The organism is Schaalia vaccimaxillae DSM 15804 (assembly GCF_000420425.1).
Taxonomy (GTDB): Bacteria; Actinomycetota; Actinomycetes; order Actinomycetales; family Actinomycetaceae; genus Pauljensenia; species Pauljensenia vaccimaxillae.
The window spans coordinates 54,109-71,609 of record NZ_ATUX01000007.1 but is presented as its reverse complement, the minus strand read 5'-3'; the positions used below and the strand labels follow the sequence as shown (position 1 = coordinate 71,609).

General features: G+C 58.6%; 12 protein-coding genes and 1 tRNA gene. 4 read left to right on the top strand and 9 right to left on the bottom strand.

What is annotated here, in order from left to right; genetic code table 11:
* Positions 1-11: 11 nt before the first annotated feature.
* Both hrpB and G439_RS0105335 read left to right on the top strand, forming a co-directional pair.
* Positions 12-2,585 (top strand): ATP-dependent helicase HrpB, encoded by a 2,574-nt coding sequence (gene hrpB, locus G439_RS0105340; protein ID WP_022868157.1) that lies wholly within the window; start codon positions 12-14, stop codon positions 2,583-2,585.
* Between the two features lie 71 nt (positions 2,586-2,656).
* Positions 2,657-4,078 carry a dihydrolipoyl dehydrogenase family protein gene (locus G439_RS0105335; protein WP_022868156.1) on the top strand — a complete coding sequence of 474 codons (1,422 nt, stop codon included), beginning with the start codon at positions 2,657-2,659 and terminating at the stop codon, positions 4,076-4,078.
* Between the two features lie 65 nt (positions 4,079-4,143).
* Here the strand turns inward: G439_RS0105335 and G439_RS0105330 are convergent, their stop codons facing one another.
* From G439_RS0105330 to G439_RS0105310, 5 genes are all read right to left on the bottom strand, one after another.
* Positions 4,144-5,028 carry an aldo/keto reductase gene (locus G439_RS0105330; protein ID WP_022868155.1) on the bottom strand — a complete coding sequence of 295 codons (885 nt, stop codon included), beginning with the start codon at positions 5,026-5,028 and terminating at the stop codon, positions 4,144-4,146.
* A gap of 90 nt (positions 5,029-5,118) precedes the next feature.
* Positions 5,119-7,218, bottom strand: coding sequence for a S8 family peptidase (locus tag G439_RS11275; protein WP_022868154.1), 2,100 nt, complete (start codon positions 7,216-7,218; stop codon positions 5,119-5,121).
* Positions 7,219-7,447: 229 nt separating this feature from the next.
* Complete coding sequence (gene lysA, locus G439_RS0105320; RefSeq protein WP_022868153.1) at positions 7,448-8,872, bottom strand: diaminopimelate decarboxylase; 1,425 nt, start codon at positions 8,870-8,872, stop codon at positions 7,448-7,450.
* Positions 8,873-8,874: 2 nt separating this feature from the next.
* Entirely contained in the window at positions 8,875-10,554 is a 1,680-nt protein-coding gene (gene argS, locus G439_RS0105315) for an arginine--tRNA ligase (RefSeq protein ID WP_022868152.1), read from the bottom strand.
* A gap of 119 nt (positions 10,555-10,673) precedes the next feature.
* Positions 10,674-11,129 (bottom strand): ribose-5-phosphate isomerase, encoded by a 456-nt coding sequence (locus tag G439_RS0105310; RefSeq protein WP_022868151.1) that lies wholly within the window; start codon positions 11,127-11,129, stop codon positions 10,674-10,676.
* Between the two features lie 166 nt (positions 11,130-11,295).
* On the opposite strand from G439_RS0105310, the gene G439_RS0105305 reads away from it, so the two are divergent.
* Positions 11,296-11,368: transfer RNA gene (locus tag G439_RS0105305), tRNA-Arg, on the top strand.
* A gap of 190 nt (positions 11,369-11,558) precedes the next feature.
* On the top strand, positions 11,559-12,980 hold the full coding sequence (locus tag G439_RS0105300) for a sodium:proton antiporter (RefSeq protein ID WP_022868150.1): 1,422 nt from the start codon (positions 11,559-11,561) through the stop codon (positions 12,978-12,980).
* A gap of 63 nt (positions 12,981-13,043) precedes the next feature.
* On the opposite strand, the gene G439_RS11270 is transcribed toward G439_RS0105300, so the two are convergent.
* The 4 genes from G439_RS11270 to G439_RS0105280 all read right to left on the bottom strand — a co-directional run bounded on the left by G439_RS11270 (position 13,044) and on the right by G439_RS0105280 (position 17,328).
* Positions 13,044-13,865, bottom strand: a complete 822-nt coding sequence (locus tag G439_RS11270) for a glycerophosphodiester phosphodiesterase family protein (RefSeq protein WP_022868149.1) — start codon at positions 13,863-13,865, stop codon at positions 13,044-13,046.
* Complete coding sequence (locus G439_RS11265) at positions 13,862-14,767, bottom strand: M23 family metallopeptidase (RefSeq protein ID WP_022868148.1); 906 nt, start codon at positions 14,765-14,767, stop codon at positions 13,862-13,864. Before G439_RS11265 ends, G439_RS11270 begins: the two co-directional genes overlap by 4 nt.
* 201 nt (positions 14,768-14,968) lie before the next feature.
* Positions 14,969-16,003, bottom strand: a complete 1,035-nt coding sequence (locus G439_RS0105285; protein ID WP_022868147.1) for a hemolysin family protein — start codon at positions 16,001-16,003, stop codon at positions 14,969-14,971.
* Positions 16,000-17,328 carry a hemolysin family protein gene (locus tag G439_RS0105280; protein WP_131333565.1) on the bottom strand — a complete coding sequence of 443 codons (1,329 nt, stop codon included), beginning with the start codon at positions 17,326-17,328 and terminating at the stop codon, positions 16,000-16,002. Before G439_RS0105280 ends, G439_RS0105285 begins: the two co-directional genes overlap by 4 nt.
* Between the last annotated feature and the right edge of the window lie 173 nt (positions 17,329-17,501).

The window sequence follows — 17,501 nt, the reverse complement described above, 5'->3', positions numbered from 1 at the left end:
ACCCGCGGATCGTGGATACTGGTTGGGTGCGCAGCCTCGAAGACCTCATTGCCTCTCCACCAGACCTGCCGGTCGTGTCTGCGCTGCCCGCCATTATCGACGCTGGAGTGCCGGGTCTTGCAAGCGTGGTCACTGCCCCACCGGGCACAGGAAAAACAACGCTGCTCCCGCCGGCTCTGACTGTGGGTTTAGCTGAGGCCGGTGCCGCCGGCAAGGTCCTGGTGACCCAGCCTCGCCGTGTGGCTGTGCGCGCAGCTGCCCGGCGAATCGCCTCCCTGCTGGGAGAAAAGGTTGGCGGCCAAGTCGGCTACACGGTGCGGGGAGACTCCCAGACATCTCGGGCAACCCGCGTTGAAATGGTGACTCCAGGCATCCTGTTGCGCCGCCTCCAGTCTGACCCCGAGCTGCCGGGGGTGTGCGGCGTCGTCCTCGACGAGTTCCACGAACGCGACCTCGACACGGACCTGGCTTTGGCTTTCCTACTAGATGTGCGCTCCACTGTGCGCGAAGACCTCACCCTGTCTTTAACGTCCGCCACCTTGGAAGCCGACCGAACCTCGGCTCTGCTAGCCCAAGCCATCGGTGAAAAACCCGCCACCATCAACATTCCGGGGGTCGCGCATCCGCTAGATATTCGTTGGGCGCCACCTGCGCGGGGCATGGAGGCGCTCGGGCCGGTTGGGCCGGATCGAATCGGGGTGCGACGCGAGTTCCTGGGCCATATTGCCCGAACAATCATGGACGCGTTGGACTCTACTGACGGCGACATTCTGGTGTTCTTACCTGGCGTTGGCGAGATTGAAAGTGTGCGGGCTTTGCTGGGCTCGCCCGATGGCGCTGATGTGCGGGTCCTCCACGGGGCGCTGCCTGCCCGAGACCAAGACGAGGTCCTCTCCCCCGGCTCGCGGCGGCGCATCGTCTTGTCGACTTCCATTGCCGAATCGTCATTAACTGTCCCCGGAGTGCGCGTGGTCATCGACTCCGGTTTAGCCAGGGAGCCGCGATTGGATGCGGGGCGGGCAGTCACCAGATTAGCGACGGTTCCAGCGTCGAGGGCGCGCCTCGAACAACGCGCAGGCCGCGCCGCCCGTCTGGGAGCAGGCGTGGCAATCCGCCTGATGGACGAGGTCGAGTGGGCGCGGCGTCCCTCTCAATCCGCTCCCGGCATCGCAGTAGAAGACCTTACGGACGCTCGCCTGCAGGCAGCCGTGTGGGGGAATGCTGATATGGCATCCCTTGCCCTGCTCGACGCTCCGCCAGTCGGTTCGCTGGAAGCAGCCGGTGGGCGTCTGCGTTCCTTGGGGGCGATTGACGAGGTCGGGGCCCCTACCGCGATGGGACGCGAACTGGCCAGATTCCCCCTTGACCCGCCGCTGGGACGCGCCCTCGTTGACTCTGCGCCCCAGATAGGTCGAGAACGGGCAGCACGCTATGTTGCGTTGCTCAGCGAAGACCCGCGAGTGCCCGCAGCAGACCTGGCCGCTTTTGAACGTCGTCTCTCATCCTCATCAGACCACGGGCTCAAGACTCGTGTGCGCGACCAGAGTGCACGCCTACTCTCCTTGGTCTCTGACACGATTGCGGCTACCCAGGTTGGGGACTCGTCTCTTTCACACGAGGACGCCCTCGCCCTCGTGGTCGCACTGGCCAGGCCCGAATGGATCGCGCGCAAACGCCCGGATTCGCCTGCCTACCTGCTGGCCAACGGTCTAGGTGCCCAACTTCCTGCAAACTCGCCATTGGAAGGCGAAGAATGGCTCGCTGTAGCAGGCATTGACCGAAGCGGCACCTCTCGCCAAGCACGGATTCTGTCCGCTGTACCCATATCGCCAGATGACGCCCTTCGTGCCGCCGCCCCACTGCGCTCCTGTCATGTGACGATATCTCTGCAAGGGGACAAAATTCGTGCTTTCGAATCGGAGAACCTGGGAGCCATCGAGCTCAGCACTCGCCCCACAGATTCCATTGATGAGGCACAAGCCTTCGACATTGTCACTCAAGGCCTATCAAAGCAGGGACTAGCCAGTCTTGGATGGAATGATGCAGCAACGAACCTGCGGGCCCGCATGTCGGCGTTGCATCAGGCGATTGGAGCTCCCTGGCCGGATGTCTCTGACGAAGCGCTCATCAAACGGGCCGACGAATGGCTTGCACCTCATACTTTGAAGTTGGCGCAAGGGACGCCCCTCAGCCAAATTTCCATGCTCGATGCGCTGCGGGCGCTACTGCCGTGGCCTGATGCGGCACGTTTGGATGAACTCGCTCCAGAGTCATTGGAAATCCCCGCTGGCGGACTTAAGAAAATTGACTGGTCCACGGGAACGCCCATCCTGACTTTGCGGGTTCAGCAGGCATTCGGGTGGGTCGATACCCCAGTTCTTGCCGACGGGCGGCTGCCGCTGCTGCTGCATCTGACGGATCCTGCGGGACGGCCCGCTGCAGTAACCTCAGATCTGCGTTCCTTCTGGTCTGGGCCCTACCAGGATGTGCGGTCCCAGTTGCGTGGGCGCTACCCCAAGCATCCGTGGCCCGAAGATCCTGTGACGGCCCAACCGACCTCGCGGGCCAAGCCTCGAGTGCGATGATGGCGGAATAACCCGCCGCCTACGCGCGTTGAACCTGACGTTGTCGTCATTTCACCACCATGAAGGAACTCATGCCTGAATTAGTTGCGCACAGCGCGCCCGTCGCCACCCACTCCTACGATCTCATTGTTATTGGCGGCGGTAAAGCCGGAAAATCGCTTGCCATGAACCGAGCGGCCGCAGGTTGGCGCGTCGCCATGATTGAGCGTCAATACATTGGTGGCACGTGCATCAATGTCGCGTGCATCCCCACAAAAACCTTGGTGACCTCAGCTCGCCGTTTACTTGAAGCTCAGTCGAATGACGAGTACGGCGTCGTAGGTACTGACACTGCCCGCATTGATCTTGCCGGGCTGCGTGAGCGCAAAGAGGGCGTCGTTGGGGCAATGGTCGGGGCTCATGAAAAGATGTTCGCCGCCGACGGACTCGACTTTATGCGAGGCAATGCACGTCTGGAATCGGATCGCTGGGTTAGCGTCGACCTCGAGGACGGTTCCCACAGGCGTATTCACGCAGAGCGGATCCTACTCAACGTCGGTTCGCGCCCAAGCTTGCCGCCTATTGAAGGCCTGTCCGAGGTCGGTGCTTGGACCAATGAGGACATTCTTCGCCTCGAATCTTTGCCGAAGTCCTTGGCGATTATCGGAGGAGGCTATATCGGGGTCGAGTTTGCCTCCATGATGTCGATTTTCGGTGTCGATGTCACCGTCATTTCTTCTTCGGATCACGTGTTGCCCCGCGAGGATGCTGACATTGCTGGGGTCGTCGAGGACGGCCTGGCATCTCAAGGTGTGACTATTGTGCACGGCGTGCGCGCCGAATCCGTGAGCCGGAAGAATAACCAGACCACCGTGGTGCTCTCAGATGGATCAAGTGTGACGGCAGACGAGTTGCTCGTTGCCACGGGCCGCACGCCCAACACCGATGGACTTGGTTTAGAAGAGGCGGGAGTGTCCGTCGATGATCGCGGTTTCATCATCGTGAACGAGCATCTTCGGACCAGTGTCGAGGGCGTGTGGGCGGCTGGCGACGCCGCGGGTTCACCCATGTTCACTCACGCTTCGTGGAATGATTTCCGGGTGATCCGCGCCCAATTCGAGGGCGCTGACCTGTCTGATCCGCAGGCGACGACCCGAGGCCGCCTCATCCCCTATTCGGTGTTTACCACTCCCGAATTGGCGCGCATCGGATTGTCTGAAGAAGACGCCCACGCAGAGGGTCACGATGTTCTGGTCGCCTCGATTCCAGTAGCGCAGGTTCCTCGGGCAAAAACCTTGGGGCATACCGAAGGAGTCTGGAAAGCAGTCGTGGATGCTCAGACTCATCGGATTTTGGGCATGACCCTGGTGGGTCCTGAATCTAGCGAAGTCATTTCAGTTGTCCAGGTTGCGATGGCAGCGCAGATGACCGCGCAGCAGTTGCGTTACCTACCCTTTTCTCACCCCACCATGGCCGAAGGCCTGCAGATCCTCTTGGATCAGTTCAAGTTCTAACGTCAAGCAAATATGCTCTACCGGCATTGCCGGTAGAGCATATTTTTTATCCGAGTCAATATGTCTCAGTCGTCGTTGGATTCGCCGCGTTCTTCCATATCTTCGAGGGTCTGCGGGAAGGAGAAGACGGCAGGATCGCCGCCAACGCGCCCGTCCTCGCGGTGCATGGAATCCAGGGCTGCGAAGTCTTCTTCAGACAGTTCAACGGTGGCTGCAGCGAGGTTTTCAGCCATACGCTCACGATGAGTGGACTTGGGGATGACGACGTGGCCGGCGGCCACGTGCCACGCCAAAACAGCTTGGGCTGGGGTCACACCAAGCTTCTCCGCGATACCAAGCACGGTCGGATCACGCAGGTCTGCCCCCTGGCCAAGTGGAGAGTATGCCTCGACGACGACTCCGAGTTCGCGGCATAGGTCACGCAGTTCTGGTCGATGGAATAAAGGATGCGCTTCAATCTGGTTGACTGCAGGAGCTTCGCCAGAAACATCAACGAGTCGACGCAGGTGTTCGGGGAGGAAGTTTGAGACGCCAATGGACGTTGCTAAGCCCTCATCACGGATCTCCTGAAGGATTTCCCAAGTTTCGAGGTAGAGGTCGGCTGATGGCACAGGCCAATGGATGAGGTACAGGTCGACACGATCTAATCCGAGGGCGTCCAAGGACCGGTTGAAGGCCTCGCGGGCGCGCACCTTGCCTTGATCGTAGTTGCGTAGCTTTGTGGTCACGAAGACCTCGTCGCGTGCCAGATCGGATGCGCGCACAGCTTGACCAACGCCAGCTTCGTTGTAGTACCCGGCGGCGGTGTCGATGTGGCGGTATCCCACTTCGAGGGCTTCTTCAACGGCCTTTTGGGTATCAGCCGGGGGAATTTGGAAAGTTCCGAAACCGACTTGAGGGATTCGGGTTCCAGAGTTGAGATCAATGTAGGCAGAGGTGTTTGTATTCATGTAACCAGCCTAATACCGATCGTTATTAAACAAAAGGGCTGGCGGTAATTCACCTGAAGGTGAATTACCGCCAGCCCTCGTCCGACAAGATCAGTGGTTTCGATGAGCCTTCACAGCCAGACCTGCCACTGAACACAAAGTGATCCCAGCCAGAAGCAGGGCTGTTGCCAATCCAACCACACCAGACTGAACACCGGTGCTAGCCAACTGTGAAGAAGCACCTTTCTTCTTAGCAACGGCCTTGCTTTCTCCAGTCAGATTTGAATTGACAGTATCCGCCTGGGCATCAGAAACCGCAGGGGTGACGGCAGGCTGGGCGGGCTTGACTGTGAACGCCGTGCTCGCAGTTACGTCATCGTCAGCTCGCTCATCGTTGTTACGACCGTAGGCAGCAATCTCAACAGTAAATCCAGTCGGATCAACAGCTTCGAAGGTCAACTGGTCCGAAGTCAGCACGAGCATTCCACCGAAGGAACCATCAGCTGTACCTTCAAGCCCACCAAAGTTGGCTAGCCCAGGAATGGAAACAGTCGCAGCTGTCACCGGTCCAGCTACAGTGACCCGAATATATCCCTGACCAGTGAGTTCAGCTCCTTCGAGAGGCTGCCAATTCTGTCCGTCGGTCGAATACTCAACCGCCGTGACTGTGGGCTTCGGCTGGTCCTTGAGCACCGCTGCCAATGCATTCACGAGGCCAGCTCCGCGGTATTCCTTACCTGCATCCTGAGCCGGATCCGCAAGACGCGAGTACAGCTCACCAGCTTGCTTTTTCATCAAATTAGCCAGCTCTGAAGGTGTCACATCAGGGTGGATCGCTTTGAGAAGAGCAGCGACACCAGCCGCATGCGGTGAGGCCATGGAGGTGCCCGACAGGTTTGCGTACTGGACGCGGTACCCATTGGGAATAGTGGAATAGATGGCTGAGCCGGGTGCTGCAATATCAACCGAGTTTACGCCGTAGTTTGAGAAGTCAGAACGTTCTAAGACGGCTGTGGCCGGGTCAGCGTTTGCGGGTAGGGCGACGGCAGACACCGACAGGATACCGGGAAGCATCGACGGCATGTCGATGCCGTTGGTGACATCGCGCCCAGTGATATGGGTATTGGTGTCGTTGGGAGAGCCATCATCGATAGTGGGGTTGTCATGATCGGCATCAGAATTGCCTTCGGCACCGAAGTTCACAACGCCGTTGTCGGTCGAGTACTGAACGGCGCGACGAACAGCCTCGTAACCAGCGGCCTGGGAAGACTCAGTGGGAACCCAGTATTCCCACGGATCGACGTAGTACGAGTTATTGGTGATATCGATACCGTGAGTGGTAACCCAGTCAAATCCACAGACAACGTATTCGGGATAGAACATGCCGTCAGCGTTCGATACCTTGACTGCTGCCAAGGTTGCTGACGGCGCGACGCCATCAACACCAATCCCATTGTGGGCAGCGGCGATGGTACCGGCAACGTGAGTGCCATGGTAGTGGTCATCGGCCCATGCAGAAGGGGCTGTGTTGGGTAGACCATTGACCTGGCAGCCGACAGACTTCGATGCGTCAACCTGGGCAGCGAGATCTTCATGAGTAGCGTCAATACCGGTGTCGAGGACGGCAACGGTCACCGCTTCGAGGGGCACGTCAACTTTCTGAGCCTCGAGAGCACCGATTGCTGTCAAACCCCAGGCTAAGTCACTGCCGGGGTCCGGAGTGAAATCGTCGAGCTGACTGGTGACGGCAAGCCCAACTTCGAGGTCGGCCTCGCGAGCTGCAGCCACAGGATCGACGCCAGGTGCCACGACCTCGTCGCCACTAATGACGGTACCTCGCGTGGGGCCGATGGAGTGGAGATTGACCGAACCGGAAAGCTGCGCTGCAAGCTTGCTGGCGAAGTCCCCCTGGGCTGCCTGGACGAAGAAGGTCGAGAACGACGAATATTGCGCGAGAGGTACAGCTCCCAGACTCTGCGCTGCAGCGACTGCAGCGTTGAGGGAAGCTTGTGAAGACCCTTCGGCAAGATTGACGGCATAGTTGCGCGGCACACCGTTTTCAACGTCAGAAGTTCCATTGACAAGGAAGTTACGCGAGACAATCGGGTCGGCACCATACGCGGCAGGGGCGACGACGGTCCCGGCTGCGAGGAGGCCGCAGGAGATCGCCAGTGCGCTCCCCACCCGGAGATGGCGGGAGACGTGGTTCATGAGTTTTCCCTTACTCTCACTGTTTGAGGACGTGCCCATTGGCCAACAATGGGACTGTTTCTGTTTTACTCACTGAGAGGATTGTGGACGACAACCATCCACATCTTGGGAATTTCTTTACTCAATAAAGGTTTGCACTTGAGCTACTGAGTCATAATCACAGGCACCAGATTCCAAAAAGGCAGCTTGCTATGCCAGGCAGAGTCATTACACGATACCTCGACTGGTTTTATTTCAGCCCCTCATCCGTTGCTAAAAGATCCTCAATCGTTTGTGGACGGATGATCCAACGCGCAGCCCCACCTTGAGCCAACACAACACCAGGTTTTGTCAGCATGTTGTAGTTCGACGACATCGAGTAGCCATAAGCACCCGTTGCCGGCACCGCTAACAAATCCCCTTGACGAATATCGCCGGGCAGATCAACATCATGAATGACAATGTCACCACTTTCGCAGTGCTTGCCAACGATTCGGCACCGAACGGATCCAGCTCCCTCGAAATCAGGAAGCCGATTCGCTAGTGTCGCCGTGTACTGAGCCCCATACAACGCAGGCCGAATATTGTCGGACATACCGCCATCAATCGCAATGTAGCGGCGAACTCGACCACCCGGCAGGCCAACGTCTTTTATGACACCCACCCGATACACGGTCACCATGGCTGGACCGGCGATGGAACGTCCCGGTTCCACCGACACATGAGGAATAGGCAGATCTCGCTCTTGGCAGGTCTGACGCACCTGAGCTGCCAAGGCTCGGGCGACTTCAACCGGCGGCGTGGGAACCTCATCATCGCCCGTGTAGGCGATCCCCACACCGCCTCCAAGGTCAATAGCACCAACGGCGACTCCCAGATCGTCACGCAGGCGAGCAGCAAATTCGAGGACGATACGCGCAGCCTCGACAAAGGCCTGCGTCCCCACAATTTGAGAACCGATATGACTGTGTAGACCCAGAAACTCCAGGTGGTCGGCTTCGCGAATCGCACGGACAACTTCAAGTGCCTGGCCGTCAGCCAAAGAGACTCCGAACTTCTGGTCCTCATGGGCCGTTGCAATGTACTCGTTTCCACCCGCGTGAATACCAGACTTCAAACGCACCATCACAGGAGCGGTGACTCCCATACGACCCGCGATGCGCTCAATCTGGGCGACCTCGTCCATCGAATCAATGAAGATTCGGTGAATCCCAGCCTGCAAAGCCAAAACGATTTCATCATCCAGTTTGTTATTTCCATGCAAGCCGATGAGCGCGGGGTCAACTCCGGCCCGCAGAGCCAGCGTCATCTCACCCAACGAAGCGGTATCGACCCCCATCCCCTCAGATACCACGGTGCGCGCCACATCCGACGATAAGAAAGCTTTGCCAGCGTAGAAGGCGTCGCCCCCGCTCATCCCGTATCCGTCCCAGAACTCCTCAGCCATTGCCGAGGACCACACTCGTGCGCGTCCTGCAAGATCGTCATGATCGAGGACGAATGCGGGGGTGGCGAAGTCCTGCGCAATCACAGTCAGGGGCACTCCCCCAATTTCCAGGACTCCATCCTCATTGCGACGCGTTGTCCACGGCCACAGATCTGGTCGTTCGCTCGGTTCTGGACACACCAGGGAGCCTACGGGAAGAGAATCAGCGGGGTTGCGCTCCTCGGACACGCTTACATCCTTTCCGGAGCGGCAACGCCCAGCAGGCCCAGGCCCGTGCGCAGCACCTGGGTGACGGCATCATTGAGCCACAGGCGCGCCACGTGTCCTGTCTCAACTGGGTCGTCTCCACGTGGGGTGACGCGACATTGGCCGTACCAGGCGTGATAGGCGGCAGCCAGGGACTCGAGGTAACGAGCCACGCGGTGAGGTTCGCGCAACTCGGCGGCTTGAGCGATCTGTGCGGGGAACTGCGCCAAAACACCCAGAAGGTCCGCATCGGCTGGGGTGTCCAGAGCTCCCGGGTCAAATCCGCTGTCGCGCGTCACCCCGTGCTCGGCAGCATTGCGCGCTACGTTGCAAGTTCGGGCGTGGGCATATTGGACGTAGTAGACGGGATTTTCGTTTGTGTGCTGGGTCAGCAGATCCAAGTCAATGTCGAGGTTGGAATCCATCGAGACTCGCACGAGGGCGTAGCGCGCCGCATCCACGCCCACAGCATCCACGAGGTCATCCAAAGTGACGATGGTGCCTGCCCGCTTGGACATGCGAACCGGCTGTCCGTTCTTGACAAGATTGACCATCTGGCCGATGAGTATCTGCATGTTTGCGCCAGGTTCATCACCGAAGGCCTCGCACATGGCCATCATTCGGCCAATGTAGCCGTGGTGGTCGGCGCCCAGAAGGTAGATCGCCGCGTCTGCACCACGCTTGCGCTTGTCCAGGTAGTAGGCGACGTCTCCGGCAAAGTAGGCTGCCTGGCCATCGGACTTAATGAGGACGCGGTCTTTGTCGTCGCCGTATTTCGTGGTGCGCAACCAGATGGCGCCGTCCTCGTCAAAGACTTCGCCGCGCTGACGCAGAACGTCAATCGCGGCGGCGACTGCGCCGGATTCGTGCAGGGAGTCTTCGTGGAAAAAGACGTCGAACTCGGAACGGAAGTCGGCCAGGCGCTGCTTGATTTCGGCGAACATCAGCTCCACGCCGCGAGCGCGGAAGGCTTCAATGGCGTCGGCCTCGTCCAAGGTGATGGGGTCGGGTTGGCCCGCTGCTTGAGCGTCGGCGCGAACCTGGGCGGCAATATCACCGATGTATTGGCCGCCGTAGCCATCCTCGGGAGCTTCGCGCCCCATTGCCCTGGCGTACAAGGAGTTGGCGAAGCGGTCAATCTGTGAGCCGTGGTCGTTGAAGTAGTACTCACGGGTCACGGTAGCGCCCGAGGCCACCATCAGGCGGGATAGAGAGTCGCCTACTGCTGCCCAGCGCGCGCCGCCCAAGTGGACAGGCCCGGTCGGGTTAGCCGAAACGTATTCGAGGTTGATGTGCGTGCCTGCAAGGGAAGGGTTGGTTCCGTAGGTTTCGCCCGCGGTGACAATTGTGCGGGCAAGCTCACCGGCGGAGGCTGCGGCCAGACGAATGTTAATGAATCCGGGGCCTGCGACCTCAACGGAATCGATTCCTTCGTTAGCGCTCAGCTCATCTACCAGGACCTGCGCGAAGTCACGCGGAGCCATGGAGGCTTTCTTTGCCAGCTGCATCGCAACGTTGGTTGCCCAGTCGCCGTTGTCACGGTTACGAGGGCGTTCAACCTTGACGGCCTCGGGGATGTCATCGGCGGACAGGGATAGGCGCGAGTCGTTGGCTGCTGCTACGAGGGCGTCACGGATCAGGAGTGCAAGTTCTTCTGGAGTCACGTACTCAAGCCTAAAGGTCTAGGCCCCAGGGCCGCGAACTCCCAGGGGGATCATCTCATCACAGCACAAGGGGCAGCCTCGTCAATGAGACCGCCCCTTGCATGAACTATTTGAAGCCATCAGGCCTTGGTACGTTCCTCGTAGGCTCCCATGAGGTCGATACGACGTTGGTGGCGCTCGTCCTGGCTAAAGGGGGTTTCCAAGAAGGCATCGATGAGGGCGAAGATCTCGTCGACGCTGTGTTGGCGAGCACCCACCGAAATGACGTTGGCGTCATTGTGCTCGCGAGCCAGGCGTGCTGTTGCATCGTTCCAGACGAGGGCAGCACGCACTCCCTTGACACAGTTGGCTGCCATCTGTTCGCCGTTGCCAGAACCACCGATGACAATGCCGAGTGAGCCCGGTTCAGCTACGACGGCCTCAGCTGCTTCAATGCAGAACGGCGGGTAGTCGTCGAGGGAGTCGTACTCGTGCGCACCGTGGTCGACGACGTCGTAGCCCTTGTCTGTTAGGTACTCGACGACTGCATTCTTGAGTTCGAAGCCGGCGTGATCGGTGCCGATATGGACTCGCATGGAACCCTCCCTTGGGTTGTATGGTGATTCAACACTCCAAGTATGGCACCGGTCACGACTTCTGGTCATCTCTGCCCAGAACAGGCCGAGCGCAGGCTATGGGCGAGCGAAGGGAAGGCTCTCGGTTCACTGACTATGCGATAGCGCTGCTAGACTCTGGGCGTTGGCCCCGATAGCTCAGTGGATAGAGCGTTCGCCTCCGGAGCGAAAGGTCGCAGGTTCGAATCCTGTTCGGGGCACCCTTTCTTAATGCGGGACTTCCGTCCGTGACCAGACCGTATTGCGCCTTACTTTTGCAAAGTTGTCGCCGTCAATCAGCCCTAGCAACTGGACGGCAGACAAAAATACGGGCGTATTGTTAACAATGTCAGCGTCAACGCCCCCGTGATTTTCGAGGACGCCGCACCAAGCAATTTTGAGAAGAGAATCATGACGTACCAATGGTGGTGTCTCATCCCCTTCATCGCGATGCTCGGCTGCATCGCCGTACTACCAATCGTCCCAGCAACAGCACACTGGTGGGAAAAACGCTCCAGCCAAATGCTCATCGCCTTGGCGTTAGGCATCCCCACAACCATCTGGATGTGGATAATGACAGGACCCGAGTCCTTCATCGGCACCGCCATTGAGTACATTCAGTTCATTGCTTTGCTTTTCGCACTCTTTGCCGTCGCCGGTGGCATTCACCTCGAAGGCGACATCGAGGCCACACCACGCAACAACACGATTTTCTTGGGAATCGGCGGCCTCTTGGCCTCATTCATCGGAACCACAGGGGCCGCGATGCTCCTGATCCGCCCAATTTTGGCAACCAATAAAGAACGCACCCACCGCGTCCACACGGTGATCTTCACAATCCTCATTGTTGCTAACTGCGGAGGCCTGCTCACTCCCCTGGGCGACCCACCGTTATTCCTCGGTTTCCTCCACGGAGTCCCCTTCACTTGGACGCTGGGACTGTGGAAGGAGTGGTTGTTCGTCCTCGCTATGCTGCTTTTGACCTACTATTCCATCGACCGCGTGCGTTACGCCAGCGAAGACACAGCTTCCCTTGTTCGTGACAAAACTGAGATCAAGCCGCTGCGTCTCAAGGGCGCTGCCAACCTATTCCTCTTCGCTGTCATCATCTGCGCCGTTGCCCTGATCCCCTCCATGGATGCTGAGTTCATTGAAGCTGGCCATGCCACCTTCAAAGACATGATCCCGTGGCGCGAGATCGTCATGGTCGCGGCAGCACTGACCTCCTACTTCCTGGGTGATAAGACCGTGCGTTTCAAAGACAATGCCTTTACTTGGGGTCCCATTGCCGAGGTCGCCACACTCTTCATCGGCATCTTTGCGACCATGGCACCGGCTCTACGTTTCCTTGAGCAAGTCGCGCCCTCGCTGCCACTGACCCGCATGACTTTCTTCATTTTCACCGGCGGCCTGTCATCAATCTTGGACAATGCCCCGACCTATATGACCTTCTTCGAGATGGCCAAAGCCCTTGGCGGAGACGGACCAATGGTGGCAGCGACCGGCGTACCGGAGATGTACCTGATCCCCATTTCCCTGGGAGCCGTACTGTGCGGCGCAATCACCTACATTGGCAACGGCCCGAACTTCATGGTCAAGTCGGTTGCCGAAGCAGACGGCGTGGATATGCCTTCCTTCGGCCACTACATCGTCCACACCTTCACGTTATTAGTCCCAGTGTTGGCAGCCATGGCCCTGACCTTTATTGCCAAGGCCGCGTGGTTGCAGATCCTAGGATGGGTACTCACAGCCGTCCTCGTCGGCCTTGCTGTACACCGAATGATGCGAGCGCATCGAGCCGAGGGCGCAGCGGGCTTTAGCGGCCAAGAGTAAACACCAGCCAGATGCCGGTAGTGGTCACTCCCTTGTCGGGCAACGCTTAATACACAGGCTGGCTTAGTCGCGAGGACGCTGTCCTTGGCGTTGCTGGGTTGGCGCCAAGGGAGGCTCCCACAGGCCGCGGGCTTGGAGCAGATCGCGCACCATCTGCGGGCGGTTCGTGACAATGCCATCCACACCTAGCTCAACCAAACGCACGACCTCGTCGGCCTCGTCAATTGTCCATGCGTGAACGGCCAGACCAGCGGTGTGCGCTGCAGCGACGAAACGCTGATCTATCACGGTCACAGGCCCGTAGGTGGCAGGAACCTGAGCTGCAATCGCCCCTTGACGAGGCCCCGGGATACGCCAGAAGGCCGGAGATGTTGCAGTCTTTGCACAGGCCACCAGTCGACACACAGCGTCGATGCCCAAAGACGTGGCAACGCCCGTTGCCATTGCTGCGCGAATCGTGCGTAGTCGAGGCTCAGAAAAAGAGGCCAACAAAACTCGATCTGCGGCGTTGTGTTGGTTAATCACCTGCATGAGAGGACCCTCAACACCCGCGCTCTTGGCGTCGATATTGAAATACATATCGGGGAAGGCTTCTAACGCCTCGTCCAGGAGCATCATTGCTTCGCCGGCTTCATTGTGCAGATCGCTCAGTTCACGCCACGTGAATCGGCGGATCTCACCAGTGGCGTTGTAGCAGCGATCCAGGGTCTCATCGTGGCTAATCACCACTTTGCCGTCGGCACTCAAGTGCACGTCAGTTTCAATGTGGCGCAGGCCCAAACTGCGGGTGTGTTCGAAGGCAGCCCGAGTGTTCTCGACGGCTTCCAGCCCTCCCCCACGGTGAGCCAAGATGATCGGGCCTGCGGCCTGAGTCACCGGCATCATGCGCAGGCTTCTTCCCCAATGTGAATGGCGCCGTGATCTTGCATCCACGCTTGGGGATCAACGGGTTGATCCTGTTCGTCGTGGATTTCAAAGTGCAGGTGGGGCCCTGTGGACCAGCCGTTGGAACCAACAGCACCAATCCTCTGCCCGGCGCTCACTTCATCGCCCTGGGCAACGAGAATCTGATCAATGTACTGGTGCAAGTACAGTGAGTAGAAGACGGTTCCATCCTCTCCCTCATGTCGAATTTTGACGAGGGCACCCGACCGCGAATTTTCAGAAACCTCAACGACCCGACCTGAATACACCGAATACAGTGGCTCACCCATCGCCGCGGAATGATCGACGCCTTCATGCATGAGCAGCTGACCGGTAATCGGCGAGACCCTCATTCCAAAGGGAGAGACCACCGAGTAGGCCCCCTGGGCGATGGGCCAGTACAGCGTCCCCACCTCGGCTTTGACTTCGGTGGCTCCATTAGCCACGCCCGACAGGCACTGGTCGACCACAATGGGGGCTCGGCCTCGTGCGCGAGAAGCTGCCGTCGCAGAACCACCCAAATCAGCTTGCTCGATGGCCGACGTTTGATCAGTCACCCACGTACTGGCTCCCAGGGGTGCTCCCATGGCACGAACGGGAAGAGCAACCGAAGAGTCCGAACCAACGAAACCCGATAAAGGAATCGCAACAGTCATTGCACCTAGAGCAAGAAGAAGGCCTGCGCGCAATCCGCGGCTAGATACCCGCGACTGGCCCTCGGTGATGCGCTCAGCACACTGGCGACCAGAGCTGCCAGAAGCGGTTTGGTCACTAGAAGAAAGAGAAGAAGCGGTGTGACGATCTTGGAGTCCTTGCCATTGCCGACGGCTCGGCAATGGGCAGGTAATGCGCTCGTCAGTCACGACAGACTTCCTCCGCAGGTTTCTACGATCAGTAATGTCACAAATCTACAACGACAATGCCCTCTTGCGCGACGCATCCACAAGAACCGGGTCCTCTTTCACATACTGAGCCCTCCCCGCGCACTCGCAACGTGGCAGGTGAAGTCGTATCAACTGGCCAATATTCATCGCTGCTCGCACACACTCACGGCGGGGCAGATGTCACCTCTGGAGAGAATCGCGGACCTCGCCAACAAGTTCTTCCAAAATGTCTTCAAGGAAGAGCACTCCGCGCACTTCCTCAAAGGAGTCGAGGACGAGGACGCAATGGGTGCCAGCACGCTGCATATTGCGCAAAGCATCCTCGACCTCGTCAGTGTCGCGAACCGAATCGATTCCACGAATACGCCACGGAGTGATCGGTTGATCGCGCTCATCCTGGCCGGCGTAGAGAACATCTTTGAGGTGGATGTATCCGCAAATCGCGCCGGCCTCATCAATCAACGGGAAACGCGAATATCCGGTTGCCGCGACTTCTCGCTCAACCTGGGCGGGAGTCACGGTTGATGGAAGGACCACCAGATCATCCAGAGCGATCATCGCGGTGCCGGCAGTTTCTGTAGAAAACTCCAAGGTTCCGGTGAGCAGCCCCAAATCGTCCTCGATCATGCCCTCAGCTTGGGAACGCTCAACGATGGAGGCTACTTCCTCAACGGTGAAGGTTGCAGAAATCTCTGACCGAGGCTCAAAACCTGCCAAACGCACAAACCAGTTGGCCATGCGGTCCATTGCCTCGATGATTGGATGCACCACATGTCCGAGGGCGACCAGCAGCGGAGCAAGAAACAGCAGCATCCGCTGAGGGGTGGCGATAGAAATATTCTTCGGAATCATCTCGCCCAAAACGACGTGCAAATACAAAACGATCAGCAGGGCCGCGATAAAGCCGACAACATGGGCGCTAGCTGCGGGCAGTCCCCATGACACCAGAGGCCCCTCAATGAGGTGGGCAATGGCCGGCTCAGCAACAACACCTAGGGTGGTTGAGGCCACGGTGACGCCCAGCTGGCAGATCGCCAGCATGAGGGACACATGTTCGAGGGCGTACAGGGCATGCTGCGACCCGCGCACTCCTTGCTCAACGAGAGGCTCAATTTGAGAGCGGCGCGTCGACGTGGTGGCAAACTCTCCCGCAACGAAGAAGGCATTAATGAGCAGCAGCAACGCGGTGATGGTTAATCCCCATACCGGACTCATAGCGTCACCTCCTTGCTGGTGACGGTGGCGGCAGGGGTAACCTGCACCTGAGTCACCCGCCGACCTTGCATCTGGGACACTTCGAGGCCCACTCCTAGGGCATCGACTTTGTCGCCCACTTCGGGCACACGACCCAGCAAGGTCATGACAAGACCAGCAACCGTGTCGTAGGGGCCATCGTCAGGCAGGACTATATCCATGCGTTCACGAACCTCATCGGGGCGAAGGGTTCCAGGGATGAGGAAGGATCCGTCGGGGCGTTGACGAATGCCCAAACGTCTTTGGTCGTGTTCATCGGCTACCTCGCCAACAATTTCCTCGACAATATCTTCGAGTGTGACGATTCCCGAGACTCCTCCGTATTCGTCTACGACAACTGCCATCTGGAGGCCTTCGTCGCGCAACTGGACCAGGAGCGGACCAATCGGCGCGGTTTCAGGAACAGAGGGCGCAGGGGCCATGAGGGACGACGACACCACGGGCACTTCTACTCTACGTTCAAAAGGAACCGCCACGGCTCGACGCAAAGACACCAGGCCCACAATGTCATCGGAGTCATCCCCAATGACAGGGAAACGCGAATGACCGGTCTGCGATGCCACAGCAACCACATCGGCGGCCGTCTGATTCTCAGCAAGAGTGTGAAGAAGTCCGCGGTCGGTCATCACATCGGCGGCAGTTAAGGAACCGATACGAATCGAGTTAGTGAAAAGGGAAGCCGTAGACGTATCCAGGGTGCCCTCTTCGGCACTGTGACGCACCATTGCGGCCAGTTCAGATGCGGACCTGGCCGACGAGATTTCCTCTTGCGGCTCAATCCCAAAGCGTGCCAGGACCCAGTTCGCTGAACCATTGAGCACGATGATGGCCGGTTTGAATATTGCTGTGAACAGCATATGGAAAGGTACAACGATTCTTGCGGTGCGCATGGGGTGAGACAACGCAAGGTTTTTGGGAACAAGTTCCCCAAAGAGCATTGATATGGCGTTGATGAAGATTGCGGCAACGAAAGCGGCGATGGCTCCTGATAGTGCCAGGGCAACGCCAGCGTTACCTAACGCTTGAGTCAGCAGATCCGCAATTGTTGTTTGGGTTGTGTATCCGAGCAGAATAGTTGTCAACGTGATGCCAACTTGGGCACCGGATAGCTGGGTGGACAGAGTCTTCGTTGCTTTAAGGACCTGAGCGGCCGATTTGTCGCCTTCCAAGACTCGTCTTTCGACGACGGCTTGGTCGAGGGCGACCAGGGAAAACTCTGCGGACACAAAGATGAAGGTGCCTGCGGTTAGGACCACTCCCAATAGGAGCATGAGAATATCGACGATCATTGCCGCGCCTCACGATTCGAGGCATCAACGATCTGGGGGCGAGGTAAGGCCTTTTGTCGGCCGCAACTGTCATCGTCCATGGTTTCTTCAGTGTATCTGCGCGCGCCGGTGATGTCGCGGGACGAAGTCTGTGTGCTGTTGGGGCCTTGACCACACGCCCTAGGGTGCGC

Excerpts from the sequence above, each read along its gene's own strand:
- G439_RS0105335 (WP_022868156.1), top strand. The coding sequence starts at position 2,657 with ATGCCTGAATTAGTTGCGCACAGCGCGCCCGTCGCCACCCACTCCTAC.
- G439_RS0105330 (WP_022868155.1), bottom strand. The coding sequence starts at position 5,028 with ATGAATACAAACACCTCTGCCTACATTGATCTCAACTCTGGAACCCGA.
- G439_RS11275 (WP_022868154.1), bottom strand. The coding sequence starts at position 7,218 with ATGAACCACGTCTCCCGCCATCTCCGGGTGGGGAGCGCACTGGCGATC.
- G439_RS0105310 (WP_022868151.1), bottom strand. The coding sequence starts at position 11,129 with ATGCGAGTCCATATCGGCACCGATCACGCCGGCTTCGAACTCAAGAAT.
- G439_RS0105300 (WP_022868150.1), top strand. The coding sequence starts at position 11,559 with ATGACGTACCAATGGTGGTGTCTCATCCCCTTCATCGCGATGCTCGGC.
- G439_RS11270 (WP_022868149.1), bottom strand. The coding sequence starts at position 13,865 with ATGATGCCGGTGACTCAGGCCGCAGGCCCGATCATCTTGGCTCACCGT.
- G439_RS0105285 (WP_022868147.1), bottom strand. The coding sequence starts at position 16,003 with ATGAGTCCGGTATGGGGATTAACCATCACCGCGTTGCTGCTGCTCATT.